This is a genomic window from Candidatus Polarisedimenticolia bacterium, assembly GCA_036004685.1.
GTDB lineage: Bacteria > Acidobacteriota > Polarisedimenticolia > Gp22-AA2 > AA152 > DASYRE01.
Window position 1 is genome coordinate 16,834 of record DASYRE010000054.1, and the last position, 25,799, is coordinate 42,632.

The 25,799-nt window shown below is 68.2% G+C and carries 18 protein-coding genes; 11 read left to right on the plus strand and 7 right to left on the minus strand.

Going from position 1 to position 25,799, the window contains the following annotated elements; all coding sequences use genetic code 11:
- Positions 1-17 precede the first annotated feature (17 nt).
- The 6 genes from VGR67_14835 to VGR67_14860 all read right to left on the minus strand — a co-directional run bounded on the left by VGR67_14835 (position 18) and on the right by VGR67_14860 (position 5,836).
- A complete protein-coding gene (locus VGR67_14835) occupies positions 18-758 on the minus strand; it encodes a lipid-binding SYLF domain-containing protein (protein HEV8337687.1) in 741 nt (246 codons plus the stop codon).
- Between the two features lie 266 nt (positions 759-1,024).
- The gene (locus VGR67_14840; GenBank protein ID HEV8337688.1) at positions 1,025-3,391 is read right to left on the minus strand and encodes a heavy metal translocating P-type ATPase; all 2,367 of its coding nucleotides are present in this window, start codon (positions 3,389-3,391) and stop codon (positions 1,025-1,027) included.
- A 58-nt stretch (positions 3,392-3,449) separates the two neighbouring features.
- Positions 3,450-4,670: an L-2-hydroxyglutarate oxidase gene (gene lhgO, locus VGR67_14845; GenBank protein ID HEV8337689.1), complete on the minus strand. Its 1,221-nt coding sequence runs from the start codon at positions 4,668-4,670 to the stop codon at positions 3,450-3,452.
- Positions 4,671-4,689: 19 nt separating this feature from the next.
- Positions 4,690-4,944, minus strand: coding sequence for a hypothetical protein (locus VGR67_14850; GenBank protein HEV8337690.1), 255 nt, complete (start codon positions 4,942-4,944; stop codon positions 4,690-4,692).
- A 3-nt stretch (positions 4,945-4,947) separates the two neighbouring features.
- Positions 4,948-5,430: a glycine/sarcosine/betaine reductase selenoprotein B family protein gene (locus VGR67_14855; GenBank protein HEV8337691.1), complete on the minus strand. Its 483-nt coding sequence runs from the start codon at positions 5,428-5,430 to the stop codon at positions 4,948-4,950.
- Positions 5,431-5,464: 34 nt separating this feature from the next.
- Positions 5,465-5,836: a hypothetical protein gene (locus tag VGR67_14860; protein ID HEV8337692.1), complete on the minus strand. Its 372-nt coding sequence runs from the start codon at positions 5,834-5,836 to the stop codon at positions 5,465-5,467.
- Between the two features lie 107 nt (positions 5,837-5,943).
- On the opposite strand from VGR67_14860, the gene VGR67_14865 reads away from it, so the two are divergent.
- The 11 genes from VGR67_14865 (at position 5,944) to VGR67_14915 (ending at position 24,574) form a co-directional block, all read left to right on the plus strand.
- Positions 5,944-6,858 (plus strand): histone deacetylase, encoded by a 915-nt coding sequence (locus tag VGR67_14865; protein HEV8337693.1) that lies wholly within the window; start codon positions 5,944-5,946, stop codon positions 6,856-6,858.
- Positions 6,859-7,003: 145 nt separating this feature from the next.
- Positions 7,004-10,678, plus strand: coding sequence for a TonB-dependent receptor (locus VGR67_14870; protein ID HEV8337694.1), 3,675 nt, complete (start codon positions 7,004-7,006; stop codon positions 10,676-10,678).
- 52 nt (positions 10,679-10,730) lie between these two features.
- Positions 10,731-11,573 (plus strand): hydrogen peroxide-dependent heme synthase, encoded by an 843-nt coding sequence (hemQ, locus tag VGR67_14875; GenBank protein HEV8337695.1) that lies wholly within the window; start codon positions 10,731-10,733, stop codon positions 11,571-11,573.
- A 295-nt stretch (positions 11,574-11,868) separates the two neighbouring features.
- On the plus strand, positions 11,869-13,065 hold the full coding sequence (locus VGR67_14880) for an efflux RND transporter periplasmic adaptor subunit (GenBank protein ID HEV8337696.1): 1,197 nt from the start codon (positions 11,869-11,871) through the stop codon (positions 13,063-13,065).
- Between the two features lie 37 nt (positions 13,066-13,102).
- A complete protein-coding gene (locus tag VGR67_14885) occupies positions 13,103-13,807 on the plus strand; it encodes an ABC transporter ATP-binding protein (GenBank protein ID HEV8337697.1) in 705 nt (234 codons plus the stop codon).
- Positions 13,804-16,206, plus strand: coding sequence for an ABC transporter permease (locus VGR67_14890; GenBank protein HEV8337698.1), 2,403 nt, complete (start codon positions 13,804-13,806; stop codon positions 16,204-16,206). The genes VGR67_14885 and VGR67_14890 overlap by 4 nt, the downstream gene beginning before the upstream one ends.
- Before the next feature lie 12 nt (positions 16,207-16,218).
- Positions 16,219-18,627 (plus strand): ABC transporter permease, encoded by a 2,409-nt coding sequence (locus VGR67_14895; GenBank protein ID HEV8337699.1) that lies wholly within the window; start codon positions 16,219-16,221, stop codon positions 18,625-18,627.
- Positions 18,628-18,638: 11 nt separating this feature from the next.
- Positions 18,639-19,334, plus strand: a complete 696-nt coding sequence (locus VGR67_14900; GenBank protein ID HEV8337700.1) for an ABC transporter ATP-binding protein — start codon at positions 18,639-18,641, stop codon at positions 19,332-19,334.
- A gap of 29 nt (positions 19,335-19,363) precedes the next feature.
- On the plus strand, positions 19,364-21,754 hold the full coding sequence (locus VGR67_14905; GenBank protein ID HEV8337701.1) for an ABC transporter permease: 2,391 nt from the start codon (positions 19,364-19,366) through the stop codon (positions 21,752-21,754).
- A gap of 112 nt (positions 21,755-21,866) precedes the next feature.
- Positions 21,867-23,237, plus strand: a complete 1,371-nt coding sequence (locus VGR67_14910) for a sigma-54 dependent transcriptional regulator (GenBank protein ID HEV8337702.1) — start codon at positions 21,867-21,869, stop codon at positions 23,235-23,237.
- Entirely contained in the window at positions 23,234-24,574 is a 1,341-nt protein-coding gene (locus VGR67_14915; protein ID HEV8337703.1) for an ATP-binding protein, read from the plus strand. Before VGR67_14910 ends, VGR67_14915 begins: the two co-directional genes overlap by 4 nt.
- Positions 24,575-24,580: 6 nt before the next feature.
- Here VGR67_14915 and VGR67_14920 read toward each other — a convergent pair whose 3' ends face one another.
- A complete protein-coding gene (locus VGR67_14920; protein HEV8337704.1) occupies positions 24,581-25,651 on the minus strand; it encodes a tRNA-dihydrouridine synthase family protein in 1,071 nt (356 codons plus the stop codon).
- Positions 25,652-25,799: the final 148 nt, after the last annotated feature.

The window sequence follows — 25,799 nt, forward strand, 5'->3', positions numbered from 1 at the left end:
GAAAATTCAGGCGGCCACTAGCTTTTTTTCGCCGCCTCCTGCGCGCCGGCACCCATGTGCCGGTTGATGGTCTGCATCAAGGACCGCGCCCGAGCGGGGGTGGTCAGCTTCGTGTTGACGAGAATCTCCGTTCCCGAAACGGGCGAGCCGTACAGCGCTTCGTTCGCCTCCTTGTCGGGCTTCACGACGGAGCCATCCAGAGCCGCTCCGACGAAAAGTCCCTTGGAGCGCGACCAGGAGAGAATCTGCGCATGCAGCTGGGCGTCGGTGGCCGCTTGGGCCGTCCGGCCGACGGGGCCGGCCGTGGCCGCCGCCTCGGCTCCGATCGTGAACTTGTCGGAGAGCAGGTGGCTGACTCCGCTATCGTTCATGATCAGCAGCACCATGTCGGCCGACTGGCCGCCGATTTGCCAGCCGACGCTCGCTCCGCCGATCTCATAGAACGCCGGCGGGCTCATCTTCCCGTCCGCCTGACGGCAGGAAGCGACGCCTTTACCGGCCTTGCCGCCGACGATGAAGGCGCCTTTCGCGACGTTCGGAAAGATCAGGATGCAATTGGCCTTGGCCATAAGCTCGTGCGGAATCCCCTTGTCGGGAGCGTTGGTCAGAGCGTTGAGGACGGCCGAGGCCTCCTGCAGCGTCTTCGTATCCTTCGTGTCGAGACCGCCCTTGTGGGTCTCAGCGGCCGCAAGCGTCGATAACGCCAGAAGCAGCGCGAGCGGAAGTGCAAGGAACGCGTTTCGCGTGGGCTTCAGCATCGTGCCCCTCCTTTTCCTTCCTCGTGGGTTTCCTGAATCGGTCTCGTTCCGCCCGAGGATTACGGAACCGAAACCTGATGCGCGATTCAGGTTCAATACGACGATACAGCCACACATACTACTGCGCCCCCCGATCCCCGACTATGGGGCAAAACCCTACCCCGCGAGGGCGTCTTCCGGGCGCGGAAGTCACCTCGATGCGTCGTCCTAAGTTATTTGGGACGATAAGGATACGGACGTCGAGAGGACGGGGCGGGAAATGAGGCTTACAGGGGAAGCTTGCGCAGCCGCAGCGCGTTGGCGATGACCGAGACGGAGCTGAACGACATGGCGGCGCTGGCGATCATCGGATTGAGGAGCCACCCGAACCGAGGGTAGAAGACGCCCGCCGCGAGGGGGATGCTCAGGGCGTTGTAGAAGAAGGCGAAGAACAGATTCTGACGGATGTTGCGAAGGGTCGCGCGGCTCAGCGCCCGGGTCCGTGCGATACCCCGGAGATCGCCTTTCACCAGCGTGATTCCCGCGCTCTCCATCGCCACGTCCGTTCCGGTTCCGAGAGCGATGCCGACGTCGGCCTGAGCCAACGCCGGAGCGTCGTTGATTCCGTCGCCCGCCATCGCGACGACGCGCCCTTGCGCCTGGAGGCGGCGGACGACCTCCCCTTTCTGCTCGGGGAGAAGCTCCGCCGCCACTTCGTCGATGCCGAGCTCCCGGGCTATGGCCTCGGCGGTCGTCCGCGAATCGCCCGTGGCCATCACGACCCGGATCCCCTCCTGATGGAATCGCCGGATCGCCAGGCGCGTCGATTCCCGCAACGTGTCGGCCACCGCCAGCAGGCCGGCGGGGCGCCCCTCGATCGCGACGAAGACGACCGTCTTTCCAGCCTCCCCCATCTCCCGCGCTTTCGCGGTGAGCGCGCCGGCTGGGATCCCCTCCTCCAGCATCAGCGGAAACGTTCCGACCGCGACCGCCTTTCCGTCGACGCGGCCCAGGACCCCTTTGCCCGGGACGGCCCGGAAGTCCGTGACCCTGCCTGCCGGGAGATTGAGGCGCCGGCCCCCGGCGACGATCGCCGCCGCGAGAGGATGCTCGCTCGCTTGCTCGAGCGAATAGGCGAGCCGCAGCATCTCCGTCTCCTCCACGCCGGGCGCCGTGTGATACTCGACGAGCTGCGGCTTCCCTTCGGTGAGGGTTCCCGTCTTGTCGACCACCAGGGTGTCGATGCGGGCCATGGTCTCGAGCGCCTCCGCGCTCTTGATCAGGATGCCGGCGGTCGCACCACGCCCCGTGCCCACCATGATGGCGATGGGGGTCGCCAAGCCCAGGGCGCAGGGACAGGCGATGATGAGGACCGAAACCGCGGCCAGGAATGCATGGGCGAGGCGCGGCTCGGGGCCGATCCAGGCCCAGGCCGCGAACGTGACGGCCGCGACCGCCAGCACGGCGGGCACGAAATAGGAAGCGATGCGGTCCGCGACGCGCTGAATGGGGGCGCGGCTGCGCTGCGCTTCGCCGACCAGCCGGACGATGCGCGCCAGAAGCGTGTCTTCGCCGACCTTTTCGGCGCGGAGGATCAGCCATCCGAGGCCGTTCACGGTCGCGCCCACGACCCGATCCCCGGCGCGCCGCTCGATCGGAATCGGCTCCCCGGTGACCATCGATTGATCCACCGAGCTGGCTCCCTCCACCACGATCCCGTCCACGGGGATCTTCTCGCCGGGGCGCACCCGGAGAAGGTCCCCTGGCCTCACGGCGGAGAGGGGGACGAGCTCCTCCCTCCGATCCGCGTCGATTCTCAAAGCGGTCGGCGGCGCGAGGCTCAGAAGCGCCCGGATGGCTCCGCCGGCGCGGCTTCGCGCCCGCAGCTCCAGGACCTGGCCCAGCAGGACGAGCACGGTGATCACTGCGGAAGCCTCGAAGTAGAGGGCCGCCTCGCCTCCCGGGCCGCGGAAGGATCGCGGAAAGAGTCCCGGCGCCAGGACGGCGGCGACGCTGGACGCATACGCGGCGCCCGTCCCGAGCGCGATGAGGGTGTACATGTTCAAGCGCCGGCTTCGCAGCGAAGCCGCGCCGCGCTGGAAGAAAGGAAATCCTCCCCACAGGACTACGGGAGTCGCCAGCAGGAATTCGGTCCAGGCTTCGCCGCGCGGAGAAACGACGCGATCGAGTGCCTGGATGCCCGTCATGTGAAGCATGTCGAGGAGAAATAGTGGAAGGGTGAACGCCAGGCTCACCCAGAAGCGCCGAGTCATCTCGGAGAGCTCGGGATTCTCCTCCTCTCCTGTGCCCGGAACGAGCGGCTCGAGCGCCATGCCGCAAATCGGGCAGGGCCCGGGGCCGGTCTGACGGATTTCCGGGTGCATCGGACAGGTGAAGATCGCCCCCGAGACCGTCGCCGGGGCGGGCTTCTCGATCGAGATCGGCGCCGAGGGGCCGGAAGCGGGTCGGGCCGAGAGGTATTTCTCCGGCGCCGCCTTGAATTTGTCGAGGCACCACGCGCTGCAGAAGTAGTAAGTGCTCCCGCGGTGCTGGTGCTTTCCGGCGGCGCCGGCGGGGTCCACGTCCATCTCGCACACGGGATCCTTGAACGTCTTCGCACCGGTGGGTCGAGACGGATTGACTCCGGACTCCATGGTCGCCTCCCGCCAGCTCAAACCGGGAAAGATGATAGAGGATTCCGGGGCGATTGGCTCAGCTCTTCGCGAGACCGAAAGCCTCCTCCGCCCGCCGGGCCAGCTCACGGCCGATAGCCAGCGCCGCGGTGGCGGCCGGGGACGGGGCGTTGAGGACGTGCAGCGCGCCGGGAGAGGAGACGATGCGGAAGTCGTCCACCAGGCTGCCGTCGGGGTCGACCGCCTGGGCCCGGACGCCGGATCCTCCCGGAGCCAGGTCCTCTTGGCGAATCTCCGGAACGAGCCGCTGGAGGGCCCGCGTGAAAGCCGACTTGCTCAGGGATCGGAGCATCTCGCCGCCTCCCGTCCGCCAATTCCGGCGGACCATCGCCCAGAAGCCGCGGAAGGCCAGAGTGGAAGCCGTCTCGCCGAGGCTGATCCGCCCGAGACGGTAGCCTTCCCGGGCGAAGGCGAGGACGGCGTTCGGGCCCGCTTCCACCTCGCCGCCAACGCCGCGGGTGAAATGGACCCCTAGAAACGGGAACCGCGGATCGGGGACGGGGTAGATGAGGCCGCGCACCAGGTGCCGGCGGTCGGGCCGCAGGCGATAGTACTCTCCCCGGAAGGGGACGATCCGCGCCGCCGGGCAGGCCCCGGAAAGCGCCGCCACGACGTCGGAGTAGAGCCCGGCGCAGTTCACCATCCATTTAGAACGGAAGACGGTTAGTGGCGTGCGCAGCTCGAGCGCCCCCGGAGCGCCGCTTACCCCGACGAGCCGCGCCTCGGTCCGCACCGCGACCCCGCGCTGCTCCAGCTTCCCGGCGATCTTCTCCGCCACTTCCCGGAAGTCGACGGTGCAGGTTTCGGGAGAGTGAAGGGCCGCGAGACCCCGCGCGTGAGGCTCCAGCTCGCGCAGCTCCTCGGGAGCGAGCCGGCGCAGCCCTGCGACCCCATTCGCCGCGCCGCGCTGATGGAGAGTCTCCAGTCGCGGCAGCTCGTCCTGCGAGACGGCGACGATCACCTTTCCGGTCCGGCGGATCGCCACGCCGCTCTCGTCGCAGAATCGGCAGAGCAGGCGCGCCCCCTCGACGCAAAGCTTCGCCTTCCGCGAGCCCGGCACATAGTAGATTCCCGAATGGATCACGCCGCTGTTGTGCCCCGTCTGGTGGGCCGCGAGGCGGTTTTCCTTCTCGAGCACCGCGAGCCGGAGGCGGGGGAGCGCCTCGGAAATCGCCAGCGCCGTCGCCAGGCCGACGATCCCTCCGCCGATCACCGTGACGTCGAAGCGGCCGGATTCCATCAGGCCCCCGAGGCGCCGTTCATGCCGGCTGATAATCCTCGAGGATCGGAGAGGAGGAGTGCAAACGGAGAAGGTCGAGCGCGGCGAGGAGGACGCGCTCCTGGAGCTCCGGGCGATCCGGCTCGCCGAGGGGGTAGCCCATCGGGAAAGGCACGCAGAGCGTGCGCGGCGGCCGGACGCGCACCGCCACCTCCTTGAGCAGCGACAGGGAAACGGTGGGGATCCCGGCCGACTCGACGAAACCCTGGATCAGACCGACGGTCTGATTGCACATCGGTCAGACGGGGGTTAGGAGGACCCAGTCGGGCCGATCTTCCTTGAGCCGGCGCGCGACTTCGGGGGCCGATTCCACCAGCAGCCGCGCCGGGGCGGTGATCGATCCCATGAAGCTGAAATGGCGGTGATTCGGCGGCCCGAGGACCCGGCGCGCCGCAAGCTCGCGCAGCCGATCCAAGGGAAACGCCAGATTCGGATCGCGCTCGATCCCGGTCCGATCGAAGGAGCGGCTCTTGTGGGCGCAGCGCAGGGACTTCACCGCCACGGCGTCGGAAATCTCCCGGAAGCTCCAGTCTCCGCCTCGAATCGTCTCGTCGAACGGAGCCTGCTCGGAGAGGTGGAGCGCCGCGGTGGTGATCAGCGCGCCGCGCGTCTCGGCAAGAGGCTTCTCCAGACGCGTCATCGCCTTCCAGGTGGAGACGCGATACCGATACAGCTTCATGAAGCTGCGGTCGGCGAACGAAAGATCGTCGAGCTCTGCCATCGATGGAGTTCCCTCGCTGCGCCGCCGAGCTTGGCTAGCGCAGCGGCATCCCGAGCCAGCGCGGATAGCCGTCGAGCAGCGCCGAAACCAGTCCGGCCGCGGCGCCCGCCGCGAGGAAGACGGCCGCGGCGGCCAGGAGCTGCGCCAGGATTCCCCGCTTCCTCAGCCCGAGGACGGCGCCCGCTTGAGCCGCCAGGAGCAGCGCCGGCACCCACAGAAAGCCGCGCCATCCATGGGAGCACCAGGGACAATGGGGCGGCGCGGCGTGGTGGACGTCGCAATGCCGCGCGGCCCCGGCCCACGCCCAGGTGCAGCCGCATCCGAAGACCAGATTGCATAGGTTCAAGAGGAAGAGGAGGGAAGCCGTCCACGCGCCGCCCAGGACGATGACTTCTCGGATCGACATCTTCAAGAGTCCTCCGGCCGCCCTCAGTATGGGCGAGACGGGCCCGGCGGGCAACCGCGCGCGAGGCGGCTTATAATCCTCCGCTCGGATCCGGCGGGAGGAGCTCCGTGAAAGTCGTCTATTCCGACGGGTATCTGCTCAAACTCGGGGAGCACGTCTTTCCGGCGATCAAATATCGCCGCGTCAAGGAGAGGCTGCTGGAAGAAAAAGTGATCCGGGAAGCGGATCTCGTCGTTCCCGAGCCGGCGACCGACCAGGATCTCCTCCTGGTGCACACCCCCTCCTACGTCCAGAAGCTGAAGAGCGGAGCTTTCTCCCCGGTCGAAGTGATGCGGATGGAGGTGCCGTACTCGCGCGAGCTCGCGGAGGCCTTCTTCCTAGCCGCCGGCGGGAGCATCGCGGCGGGCCGGCTGGCGCTCGAGGAAAAAGTCGCCGCCAACCTGGGCGGGGGATTCCATCACGCCTTTCCGGAGCATGGCGAGGGATTCTGCCTGGTCAACGACGTGGCGGTGGCGATCCGCCGGCTTCAGAAAGACCGGACCGTCGGGCGGGCGATGGTGGTCGACTGCGACGTGCACCACGGAAACGGAACGGCCGCGATTTTCATGAAGGATCCGGAAGTCTTCACCTTCTCCATCCACCAAGCCAACAATTACCCGGCCTGGAAGCCGCCCGGCGACCTCGACATCAACCTCGCCGACGGCGTCGAGGATGCCGAATACCTGCGGCGGCTCGAAGAGGGGCTCTCGGACTCGCTCGGCCGGTTCACGCCGGAACTGCTCTTCTACGTGGCGGGCGCCGATCCCTACACCGAGGACCAGCTCGGCGGCCTGAAGGTCAGCCGAGAGGGCCTGGCGCAACGGGATCGGCTGGTCCTCGCCGCCGCGCGGGATCGCCGGATCCCGGTGTGCATCACACTGGCCGGCGGCTACGCGGTGCGCGTCGAGGACACCGTCGAAATCCACGTCACGACCATTCGCGCGGCCCAAGAACTCCTGGGAGCCTCTTCGCCCCCCGCCTGAACCCGCTCAAGACGGGACCTTCCGCCTGTCCAATTATAGATGTTGCGCTCCGGAAAATGGGCTGGTAGCATTTCCCCTAGGTTATCTCTCTTCGTTGCATCGATCACAGCGTCACCGGCAAAGCGTCGGCGGCAGGAGAGGCCCTATGGGCTCCTTCCTTCGCGCGAGCCTCGTTTTCCTCCAGCTTTCAGCGGCCCTGGCCGGCCTTCCGCTCCTCGCCGGAACCACCGGCGACCTGAAAGGCCGCGTGCTCGACGCAGCGCTCCAGCCTCTCCCGGGCGTCACCGTCACGGCGCGTAACGCGGGCTTGGCCCTGGCCGAGCGCGGCACGGTCAGCGACGCGGCGGGAAACTACCGGATCCCGGGGCTGCCTCCCGGAAGCGGCTACCGCGTGCGGGTCTCCCTCCCCACCTTCGCACCGGTGGAATTCTCCGACGTGACGATCACCGCCGGCGGCGTGACGACGCTCGACGCCGTGCTGCGCCCGGCCACCGAGCTGCAGGAGACGGTGCGGGTTCCGGGGAAGACGAGCGTCGTCGACACCGAGAGCGTGGTGACCTCCAGCACCTTCACCTCGCAGTTCATCGCCAGCCTGCCGCTCCTGGGCCGCAACTATCAGGACCTCCTCACGCTGGCCCCGGGCGTGACCGACATCTACGAAACCGGCAACCCCAACATCCACGGCGCCCGGGACACCTCGGTCGTCACCCTGGTCGACGGGGTGAGCACGACCGATCCCTTCACCGGTTACTACGGGCAGCAGCTGAACGTGGAGTCGATCGAGGAGCTCGAGGTGATCACGGCCGGAGCCACGGCGGAATTCAGCCGGGCTCAGGGGGGCTTCGCCAACATCATCACGAAGTCGGGCGGCAACGAGTTCCGGGGAACGTTCAAGTTCTTTATGAGAACGAGCCGCCTGGACGGCGACGGCGCCGGCATCGATCCTCCCGAGCTGACGTACGGCTTCCGCGGAGCGGAGAGCTTCCGCGACCTGCGGTTCACCGACCTCTACCCGTTCCTCTCGGTCTCCGGCCCGCTCCTGCGGGACAAGCTCTGGTACTACCTTGCCGGAGAATATCTGCAGATCGAGACTCCCAGGAATTTCCTGAGCCAGGCCATCGTCTCGCGGGAGCGCGGCGCCCGCGAGTTCGGGAAAGTCACCTGGCAGGCCGTTCCCGTCCACAAATGGGCGCTCTCCGCCATCGTGGATCGCACCGTGATGCCGGATCTGGGGGTGAGCACTCTCAAGGACCGGCGGTCGGGCTATCTCTACAAGCGCGGCGGGCCGACTTACACCCTCAAGGAGAGCGCCGCCTTCTCCCCGAACCTCCTGCTCGACTCCACCCTCGGGTGGTTCGACAACAGCTTCGAGCGGCGGCCGAACACCGATCCCGACACGAACGGCAACGGCATCCTCTTCGTCGACGACCGGCCGGAGCTGGGAGGGAACGGAGACGGGATTCTCCAGGCCCGTGAGCGCGATTCCGGCGAGGATTGGGATCGAGACGGCGCTTACGATCTTTTCGAGGATTTCAATCACAACTCCCTCCTGAGCCCGGGGGAGGATCTGGATCACGACGGCCGGCTCACCCGCAGTGGCTGTGAGGGCCGGGAGCATGAGGACGAGGACTGCGACGGAGTGCTGGGGCACGAGGTCGATCTCAATCAGAACGGCATCCTGGATCCCGAAGACGACTCCGGATTTGATTGCGGGGGGGGTGTGGTGTGCGGCACTGGAAACGGACGATTCGATACCGAGGATTTAAACGGGAACGGCGTCCTGGACGTCGTGGGCGATTCGGGGCAAAGCGCGTTTCCGTTCTGGTTCGATCGCAACGCCGACGGGAGGGTCGAGGCCGGCGAGTATCGGGCCCCGCTTCCGCCCGACCTGGACTATTCGACCGACGCCGAGGGGAGGACGACCGGCCCGAATCCCCTGGAGTTTCTCGATCACCGCAAACGCTTCGTCTGGCGCGAAGACCTGTCGATCTATCGGGAGATCGGGGGAGACAGCCACGACATCAAGCTGGGCGTTGCGTTCGAGCACGAGGCCTATCATCAGGATATCCTGCAGCGTCCCATCCTCACTTTTCCCTCGCGGCAACAGTCCGCCGGGATCGGAGGCTCATCCTCCTCCTCCCCCTCTCCGGGCACGGTGACCGCCAGCATGGCCTTCCCGATCCAGGCGGAGAACGCGGCCGTCGGCGACGACGTCGGAATCTATTTCCAGGACACTTACAAACCGCTTCCCAACCTGTCCCTGGGGCTGGGGCTGCGCGTCGATCTGGAAAACGTGCACGCGCCGGGCTTCCAGCCTTTCGATCCGCGGCGGGAGCGCGATCGTTTCGACGCCCTGATGGGCGTGAGCGGCCTCGACACGAACCCGATGGACACTCTCGAGCAGGGGGGGCTGGCGTCGGATCCGCTCTACCGGGACAATCCGACCGGCTCTGTCGTCTCGCAAATCTCTTCCGTGGCGAGGCAGCTCGCGCCCAGCAGCTTCACCCGCCACAACGTCATCGTGGACATGTTCAGCCCGCATCTCACGGACATCCTGGGGCACTCCCCGACGCGCGCCGATCTTCTGGCCCTCGGATTCCGGGTCCGCGAGCCTCAGGAAATGCGGATTCAGAACGCCAACGTGGCGCCCCGGCTGAGCGCGAGCTGGGACCCGGCCGGGGACGGGAAGGCGAAAGCCTTCGCCTCGTGGGGCCGCTTCTACGACAAGCTCTTCCTCAATGCGGTCACCGGAGAGCAGGGTCCGGACGAGCTGACGCGCTATTACGATTTCGACGAGGACGGGGTGCAGTCCGGGATTCCGAACAACCAGCTCGGAGGTCTGAAATCGGAGTCTCCGCTCTCGGCCTTCCAGGTGGATCGCGGCCTGAGCACGCCCTACACCGACGAGCTCACGGCCGGCTTCAGCCACGAGCTGGCCCCCGAGCTTTCCCTGTCCGTCACGTACGTCCGCCGGGACTACCGGCAGCAGCTGCAGTACGTCGACATCAACCACCACACGACAATCGATCCCTACACCGGACAACTATCGGACCTGTTCGGAGCAGAATTGAAGCCCGACAAGAAGCTCGACCCCCCGGTCGATCCCAGCTTCCTGCGGAATCCGAACCAGCGCATTTCCGACGGGCTCCCCGATCTCTACATCGAGAACCCGATGTTCAACCGCGTCTTCCGGCTCGGGAATCTCAACGCCCAGGCCTATCGCGGATGGGAGGTCGAATGGGTGCGTCGGTTGAGCAGGAAATGGCAGATGCAGGCGAGCTACACCTGGTCCCGCACCTGGGGAGACGCGGAGTCCTACGTCTCCGAGCAGGGCGACGATCCGTCCGTGGCGGAATTCGAGAAGGGATACCTGGCGTACGATCAGCGCCATGTGGTCAAAGTCAGCGCCGTGACGTACTTCCCCAGAGACTGGCGCCTGGCATGGCGCACCCAATGGGCCTCCGGGACGCCCTACTCGTCGGTCTACCGGGGAGGCGCCCAGGACGACGTCGGATATGGACAGAGTCGGCTCCTGTACGGGAGATTCCACGGGCTGGGCTTCCTCCGCGAAAACCGGAACGTGCACCGCAATCGCGCGACCTACGACTTTAACTTCCGCGTCGAGAAGAACTTCGTCCTGGGGAAGGCCGGCGCCGCGGGGTTTTTCGAGGTATTCAACGCGCTCAACAGCGACGACCTGAGAGTCGACGAAATGAGATTGTGGTGGGCCGGCCTCGGCATTCCGCATCAGTACACGGCCCTCGAAGGCGAGCGGCGCTTCGGGCGCCGGTTCGAGTTCGGGGTCCAGATCGACTTCTGAGCCTTGAGGCGGCTGCCTCTCTGCGGTAGACTTCCGGCTTTCCGGAGGCCCGATGCAGGACACGCTCGCGCCGCTGACGATCGAGGGTCACTTCCTGCTGCACCAGATGTTCCGGGTGCGCTGGGAGTCCTGGAAGGCGCTCGCCCCCGAGACACGGCGCGCCGTCGCCGGGGAGGCGGCCGCGGCGCTCGGCGAGATGGAGAAGCGGCCGGGAGGGACCAGCGCGGCGGCGGCGATTCTCGGGCACAAGGCCGACCTGATGCTGATCCATTTCCGTCCGACGCTCGACGATCTGCAGCAGGCCGAGCTGGACGTCTCGCGCCTGGGGCTCTCCGGCCAGCTCGAGCCGGCGGACTCCTACGTCTCGGTCGTCGAGCTGGGCCTCTACGAGATGACGCTGAAGATCCACGAAGAGCTCGAGGGGAAGGGCTTGAAGCCGAACACCCCCGAGTTCGACAGTCTGCTGGAGGAGGAGCTCGCCCGCCAGCGCGAGCGCCTGCGCGGCCGGCTCGATCCGGTCTTTCCGCCGCGGCGGTACGTCTGCTTCTATCCGATGAACAAGAAGCGCGGCGAGATCAAGAACTGGTACGCCGAGCCGGTTCGCCGGCGGGCCGCGATGATGCGGGAGCACGGCATGATCGGCCGCCGCTACGGCGAGCGGGTCACCCAGATCATCTCCGGATCGATCGGCTACGACGACTGGGAGTGGGGCGTCGACCTGTTCGCCGACGACCCGCTGGTCTTCAAGAAGCTGGTCTACGAGATGCGTTTCGACGAAGCCAGCTCCTGGTTCGGAGAGTTCGGGTCCTTCTGGGTCGGCCTGCAATTCCACGCCTCCGATCTTCCCCGATACCTCGAAGGAAGGACCCCCGGTTTCGGCCGGCGCCCCAGCTGACCCTTCCCGGAACCCGGTCCGCATCGCGTCCGTACATTAATAATGTTGGGGGGTCCGGGTGTCCGGATCCGGGACGCCGGGGTTCCGGAAGCGAACGAGACACGCCTTTGCCACGGCCGGTGGCGGCCACGTATGAGACGGGATTCCAGGGGCTTGCGCGATCGGCCTCACGTGGCACGGCCCTTGCCATCTACCCCGCCGCCGGCTCGAATCCGCCGGATCCACAAAGGAGACTGACATCGATATTCAGCGTCCGTCCGTGGCGGCGAAGCGCCGCAAGCAACGGATTGCGCTCGTGGCGGGGACCGTCCTGCTCCTGGTCCTGGTGACGGTGGGACTCTCCCGGCTGGAGCCGGCCGCGCCTTCCATCGAGCGCGCCACCGTCTGGGTGGATACCGTCAAGCGCGGCTCGATGCTCCGGCAGGTGCGGGGCACCGGGAGCCTGGTGCCCGAGGAGATCCGCTGGATCCCGGCGGTCACGGAGGGACGGGTGGAGCGGATCAAGACGCTGCCCGGGACGGTGGTGAAGGCCGACACCGTGCTCCTCGAGCTGAGCAATCCCGACGTCGGCCTCGCGGAGCGCGACGCCGCCTCGGAGCTGAAGGCCGGCGAGGCCGAGCTGCTCAACCTGAAGGCCCAGCTGCAAAGCCAGCTCCTGACGCAGCAGGCGGCCGCGGCACTCGTCCAGGCGGACTACCGGCAAGCCGCCATGCAGGCCGACGCCGACGCGCGGCTCGCCGCCGACGGGCTGGTCGCCGACATCACGAAAAACATCTCCAAGCTGCGCGCCGAGGAGCTCGAAGGGCGCTCCGGGATCGAGCAGAAGCGCCTGGACGTCGCCGCGCAGGCGGCGGAGGCGCAGCTCGCGGTCCAGCAGGCGCGCGTGGGGAGACTGAAGGAAGCCCACGATCTGCGCAAGAGCCAGCTCAACGCGCTGAAGGTGCGAGCCGGAGTGGAGGGGGTCCTGCAGCTCATTCCCGTCGAGGTGGGACAGCGCGTTTCGCCGGGCGCGAACCTGGCGCGCGTCGCCGAGCCGGGGCGCCTGAAGGCGCAGGTACGGATCGCCGAGACGCAGGCCCGGGACATCCAGATCGGGCAGGTGGCGTCCATCGACACGCGCAACGGCATCATCGCCGGGCGGGTCTCCCGGATCGATCCTTCCGTGCAGAACGGCACGGTCACCGTCGACGTCGCGCTGACCGGCGAGCTGCTGCGCGGCGCCCGGCCCGATCTGACGGTGGACGGAACGATCGAGCTGGAGCGGCTCGAGAACGTCCTGTACGTCGGCCGTCCGGCGTTCGGTCAGGAGAAGAGCACCGTGAGCCTCTTCCGTCTCGCCCCCGGCGGCAAGGAAGCCAACCGGACCCAGGTCAAGCTGGGCCGCAGCTCGGTGAACACCGTGGAGATCCTGGAGGGGCTCAAGGAGGGAGAGCAGGTGATCCTTTCGGACACCTCGGCGTGGGACTCCTACGATCGCGTCCGATTGAATTGACGGTCCGAATCCATTCACGAAGAGAGGAGCGGGATCCATGAACAGTTCGGCTCAGCCCCTGATCGCCCTGGACGGCGTGACCAAAGTCTTCTACACGGATGAGGTCGAGACGCATGCCCTTTCGGGCGTTCAGATGGAGATTAAGAACGGCGAGTACGTCTCGATCGCCGGACCGTCGGGATGCGGCAAGTCCACGCTGCTCTCCATCCTGGGACTGCTCGATTCCCCGACCGAGGGGTCGTTCCTGCTCAACGGGCGCCCGGTGCAGGATCTGAATCTCTCGGATCGCGCCCGGATCCGCAACCGGGAAATCGGGTTCATCTTCCAGAGCTTCAACCTCATCGGCGATCTCACCGTGTTCGAGAACGTGGAGCTTCCGCTCACCTACCGGGGCATGAAGGGGAGCGAGCGCAAGGGACGGGTGAACGAGGCCCTCGAGAAAGTGGGGATGGCCCATCGGGCCCGCCACCTCCCGAGCCAGCTCTCCGGAGGGCAGCAGCAGCGCGTCGCGGTGGCGCGAGCCCTCGTCGGCAGCCCTCTGATGCTGCTCGCGGACGAGCCGACCGGGAACCTCGACTCCAAGAACGGCGATGCGGTGATGGAGCTGCTGCGGGAGCTGCACCGGGGAGGCGCGACGATCTGCATGGTGACCCACGATCAACGCTTCTCGCGGCACGCGGACCGCACGATCCATCTCTTCGACGGGCGCATCGTGGAGGAGACGATGGAGGCGGCGCGGTGAAGTCGCTCTGGCAGGATGTGCGCTATGGCTTCCGCCTGCTCGTCCACCAGCCCGGATTCACGACGGCCGCGATCCTGACGCTGGGGCTCGGGATCGGCGCCAACACGGCGCTCTTCTCGGTCATCCACGCGGTCCTCCTCAAGCCGCTGCCCTACGCCGACGCCGACCGGATCATGATGGTCTGGTCCAATAATCTCTCCAAGGGATGGGACAGCTTCGCCGTTTCCCCGCCCGATTTCCTCGACTTCAAAAAACGCAGCAGGCGATTCGAGACGATGGTCGCCTTCCAGAGCGAATCGCTGGTCCTGACCGGCGATGCCGAGCCGGAGCGTCTCGACGGAATGCTCACGACCGAAGGGTTCTTCGAGCTCTCCGGCGTGCAGCCGGCGCGGGGCCGCGGATTTCGACCGGAGGAATTCGGGGAAGGAAAGAACCGGGTCGTCGTGCTGAGCCATGGTCTGTGGAAGCGCCGGTTCGGATCGAATCCGGAGGTCCTGCAGAAGAGCCTGCTACTGAACGGGGAGCCCTACGCCGTGGTCGGGGTCCTGCCGGAACAGTTCCGGATTCCCATGGGGGCCGATCTGCTCGCGCCCCTCGGCTTCTCGGACGAGCGGCTGGCCCATCGCGGGAGTCGAAACCTCGTGGTGATGGGCAAGCTGCGGCCCGGCGGCACCGTCTCCGGGGCCCGGGCCGAGGTGAGCGGGATCGCCGAGAGTCTGGCGAAGCAGTACCCGGACGCCGACACCGGTTGGGGGGCGACGGTGAACCCGCTCTACGAACAAATCGTGGGAGGAGTTCGTCCGGCTCTCGTGGCGCTTTTCGCCGCCGTCGGCTTCGTGCTCCTCATCGCCTGCGGCAACGTCACCAACCTGCTTCTGGCGCACGGATCCTCGCGGCAGAAAGAGATCGCCCTGCGCGCGGCGGTGGGGGCGGGTCAGGGCCGCCTCGTCCGCCAGCTGTTGACCGAGAGCGTCCTGCTGGCGTTGGGAGGCGGAGGGCTCGGGCTGCTCCTCGGAGGATGGGGGGTCGATCTCCTGCGCGCGCTCAAGCCGGCCGGCTTGCCGCGGATCCAGGAGCTCGGGATGAATCCGACGGTTCTTCTGTTCACGCTGGGCCTCTCCCTGCTCACGGGGCTGGTGGTCGGGGTGACGCCCGCGTTCCTGATTTCACGATCCAATCTGCACGACGTCCTGAAAGAAGGCGGCCGCGGGCCCTCCCGGCTGCGGCAGCGGCTGCGGGGCCTCCTGGTCGTCTCCCAGGTGGCCCTGTCCCTCGTGCTTCTGGTGGGAGCCGGATTGCAGATCCGGAGCTTCATGCAGTTGATGGCCGTCAACCCCGGCTTCGACGCGACCAACGCGCTCACCTTCCGCGTCTCTCTCCCCGGGCAGAAGTACGCGGCGGGAGAACCGCGCTCCGACTTCTACCGGAGGACACTCGAAAGCGCACGAGCGCTGCCCGGAGTGAAAGCGGTCGCCGCCGTCAACCCGCTGCCTTTCGGAGGGGACGACCTGATCTACTCGGTGGAGGTGGAAGGGCGCCCGAGCCCCGCGGGCCAGAATCCGTCCGCCAACTGGTACTCGATCAGCTCCGACTACCTCCAGACCATGGGGATCCCGATCGTGAAGGGGCGCGGATTCACCGAGCACGACGCGCCCGGCGCCCCCCGCGTGGCGCTCATCAACGAGACGATGGCGCGCAAGGTCTTCCCCGGCGAGGACCCGATCGGGCGGAGGATCTCGATGGGGATCGATCCCGAGTCGATGCGGGAGATCGTGGGAATCGTGAGAGACGTGAAGCACTACGGACTGGAGTCCCAAGTGACGATGCAGATGTACGAGCCGTTCTTGCAGAATCCGAGCGAGGGGATGACGTTCGTGCTGCGCTCCGATGCGAACCCGGGCTCCCTGGCGCCGGCCGCGCGCCGGGCGGTGTTCGCGCTGGATCGCGACCTGCCCGTCTCCCAGGTCCAGACCCTCGAGTCCCTGATCTCCGACTCCTCCTCCCAGCGCCGGTTCAACACCGTCCTGATCGGTCTCTTCGCGCTCGTCGCGCTGGTTCTGGCGGCGGTGGGGATCTACGGCGTGGTCGCCTATTCGGTGGCGCAGCGCACCCAGGAGCTGGGCGTGCGCATGGCGCTCGGCGCGCAGAAGAGCCACATCTTCGGCATGGTGCTCCGGCAGGCGATGGGGCTGGTGACCTCGGGCGTGATCGTCGGCCTGGCGGGAGCCGCGCTGCTCATCCGGTTCATCGCCCACCTTCTCTACGGCGTCGGTCCTTTCGATGCCATGACCTTCTTCGTGACGCCGCTGATCCTGGCCGCGGTCGCGCTCCTTGCCTCGTATCTGCCGGCGCGGCGGGCGACCCGGGTCGATCCGGCGGTCGCCCTGCGGTGCGAGTAGGAGGACGCCGCCATGGGCTCCTTCCTCCAGGATCTTCGTCACGCCCTCCGGTTGTTCCTGAAGGCTCCCGGCTTCACGGCGATCGCCGTCGTGACGCTCGGGCTGGGAATCGGCGCCAACACCGCCCTGTTCAGCGTTGTGAACGCCGTCCTCATGCGCCCGCTCCCCTACGAGGATCCGCGGCGCCTAGTCCGGATCCACGGGGTCAACGCCCTTTCCGGGACCACCGCCGGTCCGGTGTCCACGCTCGACGTGGAGGACTTCCGGCGGCAGAACAGGACGCTCGAGTCGCTCGCGGCGTTGAGCAACTCCTCCGCGATCCTGACCGGAAGAGGGGAGCCCCGCCCGTTGAGCGTGGCCAGCGCCTCCTCCAGCCTGCTCCGGGTCCTGGGCGCGAAGCCTCTGCTGGGACGCTTCCTCCTGCCGGAAGAGGAGAAGGAAGGGGGTGAGCGCGTCATCGTGGTGGCCCACGAATTCTGGCGGTCCGAATTCGGAGGCGATCCGAAGGTTCTCGGACAGATGGTGACGCTGAGCGGCATTCCGCGCCGCGTCGTGGGGGTTCTGCCCTCCGGGTTCCGTTCTCCGATCCCGGGGCCGATGGGGGAGCCCGCGATCTGGCGGCCGCTGCTCGTGCCGTCTGACCTCGGGGCGCGCGGCGGCCACACGAACTGGTGCGTCGGCCGCCTGAAGCCGGGGGCGTCGGTCGCCCAGGCCCAGGCCGATCTCGACTCCCTGGCCGCGAGCATCGAAAAGACCTATCCGGAGACGAGCACCGGCTGGCGGACGCACGTCGTGCCGCTCCAGGAGGATCTCGTGGGCGAAGTCCGCCGCGGCCTGGTCGCGCTGACCGGCGCGGTCGCCCTCGTCCTGGCCATCGCCTGCGCCAATGTGGCCAACCTGTTTCTCGTCCGGGCCGCCGGAAGGACGCGGGAGATGGCGATTCGCCGGACCCTCGGGGCGAGCTCCTGGAGAATCTCCCGCCAGCTCCTGACCGAATGCCTCGTCCTCGCGGCGGCCGGCGGAACGTTCGGGCTCCTTCTCGCCACCTGGACGAAGGATTTGATTCTCGCCGCGGCCGGAGCCTCGCTTCCGGCCTGGGCCGACGTCCGGCTCGACGGCACCGTCCTGGGCTTCACCTTGGTGGTCTCGATCGTCACCGGAGTGCTGTTCGGCCTCGGCCCCGCGCTGCACGGCTTCCGATCGGATTTGGGGCGCTTCCTCCAGGAGGGGACGCGGGCGGGGATCGGCCTGGAGAAGACCCGGCTCCGGCGCCTCCTGGTGACGGGCCAAGTCGCCCTTTCCATGGTGCTCCTTGCCGGAGCGGGATTGCTGCTGCAGAGCTTGTGGCGCCTCCTGCGGGTCGACACCGGCTTTCGGACCGAAAACGTCCTCACCGTGACGCTGGCGCCGCCCCGCGCCCGGTACGCGGAGACCGGTCAGATCAACGACTTCTATCGCCGCCTCCTCGATCGGGTCGAAGCGATCCCGGGCCTGCGCGCCGCCGGCCTGATCAACATCCTGCCGCTCAGCGGCGGCTATTCGGGGGACAGCTTCCTCGTCGACGAGCACCCGCCCGTCCAGCCCGGCCAGGAGCCGAACGCGGAGCATCGCACGGTGAGCGAAGGCTATTTCACGGCGATGGGGATCCCGTTGCGCCGCGGCCGCCTCTTCACGCCGCGCGACGACGCGCAGGCGCCGCGCGTCGCCCTGATCAACGAGGCGATGGCGCGGACTTTCTTCCCCGGTGAGGATCCCATGGGCAAGCACCTCAAGTACGGCGAGTCCCGCGAGATCGTGGGAATCGTCGGCAACGTCCGTCACTTTGCGGTGGCCGAGGAGCCCAAGCCCGAGTACTACTTCCCCTTCTCCCAGGAGGACCTTTCGGAGTACACGCTCGTCGTGAGGGGCTCCGGGGATCCGGCGCCGCTGCTGGCCCCCGTCCGCGCGGCGGTCCGCGACCTGGACAAGGATCTAGCGCTCTCCAACGTCCGGACGATCGCTGATCTGGTGGACCGCTCGGTCGCCCAGCCGCGCTTTCGGGCGCTGCTCCTGGGGGCCTTCGCGGGGCTCGCGCTCGCCCTCGCGGCGGTGGGGATTTACGGGCTGACGGCCCACGTGGTGGCGCAGCGGACCCGAGAGATCGGCATCCGCATCGCTCTCGGCGCCCGGCGCTCGGACGTCCTGGCCTTGATCGTCGGGGACGGGCTCCGGCCGGTCGGGGTCGGGATGGCCGTCGGATTGGCCGGGACTTTCGCGCTGACCCGCCTGCTCGCGAGCCTGCTCTTCGGCGTCAAGCCTGCCGATCTCTCGACCTTCACGGCGGTCTCGTTCCTGCTCGGAGTCGTGACGCTTCTCGCCTGCTACCTCCCCGCCCGGAGGGCGACGCGGATCGATCCCGCCGTCGCCCTCCGGGACGAATAGGAGCTTCCATGATGATTCGCCTGCGCAACGTGGAGAAATTCTTCGAATCGGGAGCCGGTCGCACCTACGTCCTGCGGCGGGTCAATCTCGACGTCGGGGAAGGGGACTTCCTGACGATCATGGGTCCGTCCGGGGCGGGGAAGTCGACGCTTCTGGCGATTCTCGGAATGCTCGACGCGAGCTGGACCGGCGAGTTCGAGTTCCTCGGCCACCAGGTCCACACCCTGAACCGCAAGCAGCGCGCCGAGCTGAACAAGCAGTACATCGGGTTCGTGTTCCAGAGCTACCACCTCCTGGACAACCTCACGGTGTACGAGAACCTGGAGCTGCCGCTCTCCTACAAGAACATCAAGGGGAGCGACCGGGCCGGCCTGGTCTGCGACGTCCTCGATCGCTTCGGGATCGTCGGCAAGCGGGACCTCTATCCCGCCCAGCTCTCCGGCGGCCAGCAGCAGCTGGTGGCGGTGGCGCGGGCGGTGATCATCAACCCGCTTCTGATCCTCGCCGACGAACCGACCGGGAACCTCCATTCCAGCCAGGGACGGGAGATCATGGAGCTGTTCAAGAAGCTGAACGGCGAGGGGACGACGATCATCCAGGTCACGCACTCCGAGACGAACGCCGCCTACGGCAACCGGATCCTCCAGCTGATGGACGGCTGGGTGCAGCCGGAGAAGGGGCGGGAGGAAGCGCTCCAGGAGATGTGACGCCCGGTTGCGGGCGCGCGGGAGGCAAGGTGGGAATCCTCATCCAGGACGTCCGTCACGGGATCCGGGTCCTGTCCCAGAGCCCCGGGCTGAGCCTGGTGATGATCCTCACCCTCGCCCTCGGCATCGGCGCGACGACCGCCATCTTCAGCGTGGTGCACGCGGTTCTCCTCAATCCGCTCCCGTATCCCGAGCCCGAGCGGCTGGTGCTGCTGTGGGACGTCCAGCCGGGGCTGGCTCAGGCCCCTGCCTCCTATCCCGAATTCCTCGATTGGCGAGAGCGCAGCCGGAGCTTCCAGGAGGTGACGGCCCGCTTCGACGCGTCGGTCACGCTGACGGGCGGCGGCCGGCCGGAGAAGCTCAACGCCATGGCGATCTCGGCGAACCTGCTGCCGGCCCTGGGCGTGAAGCCTCTCCTCGGCCGGGGCTTCCGGCCCGACGAAGAGCTATCCGCCGCCGAGCCGGTCGTCTTGATCAGCGATCGGCTGTGGCACCGGCGCTTCGGTGGCGACCCGAAGATCCTCGGCCGGACGGTCATCCTGGACGCCCGGCCGCAGACGATCGTCGGCGTTCTGCCCGAATTCCGCTACGGCGGCCCGCGCGACCTCTGGATGCCGCTGCGGCTCGACACCGAGCGCGCCCCGCGAGGGCTGCACTTCATCGTCGTCATGGGGCGGCTCCGTCCGGGGAAGACGCTCGCCGCGGCGCGGCAGGAGATGGAGGGGATCGCGTCGCAGCTGCGCCGCGACGGCGTCACCAATCACGGGATCCTCCTGGTCGGGCTGAAGGAGCAGGTCGTGGGACGCGTCCGCCCGACGCTTCTGATCCTGTTCGGAGCGGTCGGTCTCGTCCTGTTGATCGCCTGCAGCAACGTCGCGAACCTTCTACTCGCCCGCTCGACCGCGCGCCAGAAGGAGATCGCGATCCGCCAGGCGCTCGGCGCCGGACGGATCCGGCTGATGCGCCAGTTCCTCACCGAAGGAGCGCTCGTCGCCGCGGCGGGAGGAGGTCTCGGACTGCTCCTGGCCTGGTGGGGGATGGACGGATTGATCGCCGCGGGGCAGAGCGCCGGACTTCCCCGGATGAGCGAGATCGCCGTCGATCCCGCCGTCCTCGCTTTCACGGCGGCGGCCTCGCTGCTCACCGGGTTGCTCTGCGGGCTGTTCCCGGCCTGGCAGAATTCCCGCCAAGCGCCGGGCCAGACGCTGCGCGAAGGGGGACGGCGCAGCGGCGCCGGCACCGGACGCGGCCGGCTGCGAAGCCTTCTCGTCGTCTCGGAAGTGGCCCTTTCGATCGTCCTGCTGGTCGGCGCCGGCCTTCTGATTCACAGCTTCGTGAAGGTCCTGGCGGTCCCCAAGGGGTTCGATCCCTCGGGGGTGGTCACGGCCGAGATCGACCTGCCGCCGGGAAAGTATGCGGAGCCTGCCCGGCAGGCCGCGTTCTTTCAGGATCTTCTCCAGCGCGTCCGGCCGCTGCCCGGCGTGCGGGCCGCGGCCGTCGTGAGCCACCTGCCGCTCTCCGGGCAGGACACCAACGGCGGCATCCTGATCGAAGGCCGGGCGGTGCCCACCGGCGAGGAGCCGCTCGTGGAGCTGCGCATCGCGAGCCCCGACTATTTCCGTGCCATGGGGATCCCGGTGCTTCGGGGACGGGCCTTCACGGAGGCCGACGACGCCCAGGCCCCCGCCGTCGCCGTGATCAACCAGGCGATGGCCCGGCGCCTGTTCCCTGGGCAGGACCCGATGGGGAAGCGGATCGACATGCAGTGGCTCGGCAAGGGCTGGCAGGAAGTCGTCGGAGTGGTGGGGGACGTGAAGCACGACTCCCTGGACGCTCCGACCCTGGCGGAGGCCTACGCGCCGCTGGCCCAGCGGCCGAATCCGAGCATGAACCTGGTGGTCCGCGCCGCCTCGTCGCCTGTGGCCCTGGCGGCGGCGCTCCGCGAGCGGGTCTCGGCCGTCGATCCCGATCAGCCGGTCTCGGAGATCCGGACCCTCGACCGCGTGGTCGCCGACTCGACCGTCGACCGGCGCTTCTCGACGATCCTGTTCGGCGGCTTCGCGGGCGTGGCCCTGTTCCTCGCGACGCTGGGGCTCTACGGCGTGATCGCCTATTCGGTGACGCAGCGGACCCATGAGATCGGCGTCCGGATGGCCCTGGGAGCGAGGCGCTCCGACGTCCTGCGCCTAGTCGTGGGCCAAGGGCTGCGTCTGGTGGCGGCGGGAGTCGGGCTGGGTCTGGCGGCGGCCCTGCCGCTGGCCGGTCTGCTCTCCGGCCTGCTGTTCGGGGTGCCGGCGAGAGACCCGATGACCTTCGGTGGCGTCCCGATCCTGCTCGCCGCCGTCGCGTGGATCGCCTGCTACCTGCCGGCGCGCCGGGCGACGAAAGTCGATCCCATCATCGCCTTGAGAGTCGAATAGGGAGCCGATGCCCGACTCCAGCGCCCGCCGCCGGGCGATCTTCCCCGTCGGCGGCGCTCGGGGCGCGGCGGCCCTGCCCGTTTTTCGGATCTGACATAAACTAGTTGCCACGATGAGCCTTGCCGACGAGCCTTCCCCGCGGGTCCTGATCGCCGACGACCAGACCGACGTCCTGGTCTCCTTGCGGCTGCTTCTGAAGAGCGAGGGGTACCGGATCGAGACGGTCTCTTCCCCCGCCGGCGTCCTCGCCGCACTCGACGCGGACGACTTCGACGTCGTCCTGATCGACCTGAACTACGCCCGCGACACGACCTCGGGCCAGGAAGGGCTCGACCTCCTCTCCCGCCTCGGGACGCTCGACTCCACGCTGCCGGTGGTGGTGATGACCGCGTGGGGCAGCGTCGAGCTGGCGGTGCAGGCGATGCGGCGCGGGGCGCGCGACTTCGTCCAGAAGCCTTGGGAGAACGACCGCCTCCTCGCGATCGTGCGCACCCAGGTGGAGCTGGGCCGCGCGCTGCGCAAGGGGAGACTGCTGGAGGCCGAGAACCGTTTCCTGCGGGAGGAGATCCGGCCCGAGCTGGTGGCCGAATCGCCCGTGATGAAGCCGGTCCTGGAGGTGATCGCGCGCATCGGCCCCTCCGACGCGAACGTCCTGATCACGGGAGAGAACGGCAGCGGCAAGCAAGTGGTCGCCCAGGCGCTCCATGCCGCCTCCGGCCGGGCGGGCCGCCCTCTCGTCACGGTGAACGCCGGCGGCCTTTCGGAGGGGGTCTTCGAAAGCGAGCTTTTCGGCCACGTCAAGGGGGCGTTCACCGACGCGAAGACCGATCGCGTCGGACGCTTCGAGCTGGCCGATCGCGGCACGCTTTTCCTCGACGAGATCGCCAACATCTCGCCCCGGCAGCAGGCCAGGCTGCTGCGCGTCCTGGAGACCGGGGAGCTGGAGCGCGTCGGCTCGTCGCGCACGCGCCGCGTCGACGTCCGGATCCTCTCCGCCACGAACGCCGATCTTCCGGAGGAGGTCCGCGCGGGGCGCTTCCGCCAAGACCTCCTGTTCCGCCTGAACACCATCGAGATCCGCATCCCGCCCTTGCGCGATCGCCGCGACGACATCCCGAAGCTCGCCGCCCTGTTCCTCCGCCAGCATTCCGGCCGCTATCGCAAGCGCATCGAGGCGTTCGAGCCGGCGGCGCTGCGGGCGATGATGGATCATCCCTGGCCGGGGAACGTGCGGGAGCTGGATCACGCGGTCGAGCGCGGCGTCCTCATGGCGCCGAAGGACCGGGTGCGCGCCGAGGATCTGGCCCTGACGAAGGGGCAGTCCGTGCCGCTTCCGCTGGAGGAGATGGGGCTGGAAGAGGTGGAGTATCAATTGATCAAGAAGGCGCTGCAGAAGTTCAACGGCAACGTGAGCCGCGCCGCGCAGGCGCTCGGGCTCAGCCGCAGCGCCCTTTACCGGCGGATCCAGCGGTTCGGGTTATGACCGGCAAGAAAGGCCGGAGCAGCCGCCGCCTGAGCTTCGAAGGCCGGGTGCTCCTGATGGCCTTGATGACCGGCCTGTGCGGCTCGCTCATCGCCGTCATCCTGCTGTGGAGCGGCGACTTCACGCCGAAGGTCCGCTGGACCCTCGCCGCCCTGATCGGGATGACCTGGCTGAGCTTCGCCTTCCGCCTGCGCGAGCGCGTCGTGCGCCCCCTCCAGACCGTCTCCAACCTGCTCTCGGCCCTCCGGGAAGGCGATTTCTCGATCCGCGCGCGCGGGGCGCGGCGCGGCGACGTCCTGGGCGACGTGATGCTGGAAGTGAATGCCCTGGTGGAGATGCTCCACGGCCAGCGCCTCGACGCGCTGGAGGCGACCGTCCTGCTGCGCAAGATCATGGGAGAGATCGAGGTCGCCATCTTCGCGTTCGACGCCTCCGGGAAGCTGGGGCTGGTGAACCGGGCGGGGGAGCGGCTCATGGCCCAGCCGGCGGAGCGCCTGCTGGGGCGCAACGCGGCGGAGCTGGAGCTGCTCGACTGCCTGCGCGACGACGCGCCGATGACGATCTCGCGCAACTTTCCCGGCGGGGCGGGGCGCTGGGAAACGCGCCGCAGCGAGTTCCGGCAGGGGGGCCTGCCTCTCCAGCTGCTGGTGATCACCGACTTGAGCCGGGCTTTGAGGGAGGAGGAGCGGCAGGCCTGGCAGCGGCTCATCCGGGTCATGGGGCACGAGCTGAACAATTCGCTCGCGCCGATCCGGTCGCTGGCCGGCAGCCTCGAAGCGCTCGCGGAGAAGGAGCCGCGCCCCGCCGACTGGGAGGAGGATCTGAAGAAAGGGCTCGCGGTGATCTCCGCCCGCTCGGAGTCGCTCAACCGCTTCATGGAGGCCTACGCGCGCTTGGCGCGCCTGCCGGCGCCGAAGCTGCGCGAGGTCGAGCTGGGAGCGCTGGTGCGCCGCGTCGCGGGGCTGGAGAGCCGGGCGAGGATCACGCTCCGGCCGGGACCCGAGCTGCTCGTCCGGGCCGACGGCGATCAGCTCGAGCAGCTCCTCATCAACCTTCTGCGCAACGCCGCCGACGCCGTGCTGGAGACCCACGGGAGCGTGACGGTGGGGTGGGGAAGGAACGCGACTCATTTCGACGTCTGGGTCGAGGACGAGGGGCCGGGGATCTCCAGCACCTCGAACCTATTCGTGCCGTTCTTTACCACGAAGCCGGGAGGATCGGGGATCGGGCTGGTGCTGAGCCGGCAGATCGCCGAAGCCCACGGTGGCACGCTGACGGTGGAGAACCGGCGCCGCGGCCGGGGGTGCGCGGCGCGCCTGCGGATTCCGCTGCGATGACCAACACTAGAGCGTGGTGCGCGGGAGCATCCGCTGCGGGGCGCCGAAGAACCGCTGCACGGCGGCGCGCGCCGCGGGGTAGTCGGAGACGCGCGTCATCTCCGCCCAGAGGTGGTGCCCGAACTGGAGCCACTTGTGGCTCCAGGCGGTGAAGAAGCGGAGCCGGCGGATTCCCTCGGCCGGCTCGAACCAGCGCTCGAGCTGATCGACGAAATAAGCCAAGGCCCGGCCGCATTCACTGCCTTCCTCTTCCGGAGTGCGGGGGGCCCGCTCGTTCTCGCGGCCCGCCGGCGGGGGAAAGCCCAGCTCTTCGCCGACCTGCCAGAAGATCCAGGGACGGGCGGTGACGGCCCGCGCCACCATGACGCCGTCGCATCCCGTCTCGGAGAACATGCGCGCCACGTCCTCCGAAGTCTGGACGTCGCCGTTGCCGACGACCGGGATCCGCACGGCGCGCCGCGCCGCCCCGATGGTTTCCCAGGAGGCGCGTCCCCGGCGCCCCTGGGATTGAAGCCGCGGGTGGAGCGTCACCCAGTCGGCGCCCGCCGCTTCCATGGCCTGGAGGAAATCGATCAGGTAGGGGAGGTTCTCCGACAGCCCGCTCCTCATCTTGACCGACAAAGGCTCCGCGAACTCCCGCCGGGCGATCGCCACGACTTCCGAGGCGTAGCCGATGTCGCCCATCAGCGCGACTCCCCAGTTGTGGGACAGCGCCTTCTTCACCGGGCAGCCCATGTTGATGTCGACGCCGGCGGGCCGGAGGATCTGGAGCTTCTTCGCGGACTCCCGGATGAAGCGCTCTTCGTTGGCGAGAAGCTGCGGGACGAGGTCGCGCTCCTCCTCCGTCACGAAAGTCTGCAGCGTCCCCCCGACGCGCTCCGACGGCAGCCGGCGGCTCGACAGCATCTCGGTGAAGAGGAGAGTGGAGCAACGCGCCGGAAGGTAGGCGCGGACCAGCGCCCGGAAGGCGACGTGCGAGATGCCGACCATCGGAGCGGCCAGGACGGGGAAGTCGACGCGATGTCCGCCGGCGAAGCGGATCTGCCCCAACCGCGAGGCCGGGAGGGGCGCGGCCACCGATGCCTCCCGAGGCAAAGCGGGCGATGCAGCCGGTCCTTCCACGGGAGGCGGCGGGGCGGCGAGCGGGGTCGGCATGGAGCGTTCTCCCAGGACACCCGAGCCCGGCGAGGGACTCGGGGAGCGATTATAGAACGGGTTCTTCCCC

What these genes read in the sequence shown, in the direction of transcription:
- VGR67_14835 (HEV8337687.1), bottom strand. Translation starts at nt 758, where the DNA reads ATGCTGAAGCCCACGCGAAACGCGTTCCTTGCACTTCCGCTCGCGCTG.
- VGR67_14840 (HEV8337688.1), bottom strand. Translation starts at nt 3,391, where the DNA reads ATGGAGTCCGGAGTCAATCCGTCTCGACCCACCGGTGCGAAGACGTTC.
- lhgO (HEV8337689.1), bottom strand. Translation starts at nt 4,670, where the DNA reads ATGGAATCCGGCCGCTTCGACGTCACGGTGATCGGCGGAGGGATCGTC.
- VGR67_14850 (HEV8337690.1), bottom strand. Translation starts at nt 4,944, where the DNA reads ATGTGCAATCAGACCGTCGGTCTGATCCAGGGTTTCGTCGAGTCGGCC.
- VGR67_14855 (HEV8337691.1), bottom strand. Translation starts at nt 5,430, where the DNA reads ATGGCAGAGCTCGACGATCTTTCGTTCGCCGACCGCAGCTTCATGAAG.
- VGR67_14860 (HEV8337692.1), bottom strand. Translation starts at nt 5,836, where the DNA reads ATGTCGATCCGAGAAGTCATCGTCCTGGGCGGCGCGTGGACGGCTTCC.
- VGR67_14870 (HEV8337694.1), top strand. Translation starts at nt 7,004, where the DNA reads ATGGGCTCCTTCCTTCGCGCGAGCCTCGTTTTCCTCCAGCTTTCAGCG.
- hemQ (HEV8337695.1), top strand. Translation starts at nt 10,731, where the DNA reads ATGCAGGACACGCTCGCGCCGCTGACGATCGAGGGTCACTTCCTGCTG.
- VGR67_14885 (HEV8337697.1), top strand. Translation starts at nt 13,103, where the DNA reads ATGAACAGTTCGGCTCAGCCCCTGATCGCCCTGGACGGCGTGACCAAA.
- VGR67_14895 (HEV8337699.1), top strand. Translation starts at nt 16,219, where the DNA reads ATGGGCTCCTTCCTCCAGGATCTTCGTCACGCCCTCCGGTTGTTCCTG.
- VGR67_14900 (HEV8337700.1), top strand. Translation starts at nt 18,639, where the DNA reads ATGATTCGCCTGCGCAACGTGGAGAAATTCTTCGAATCGGGAGCCGGT.
- VGR67_14910 (HEV8337702.1), top strand. Translation starts at nt 21,867, where the DNA reads ATGAGCCTTGCCGACGAGCCTTCCCCGCGGGTCCTGATCGCCGACGAC.
- VGR67_14915 (HEV8337703.1), top strand. Translation starts at nt 23,234, where the DNA reads ATGACCGGCAAGAAAGGCCGGAGCAGCCGCCGCCTGAGCTTCGAAGGC.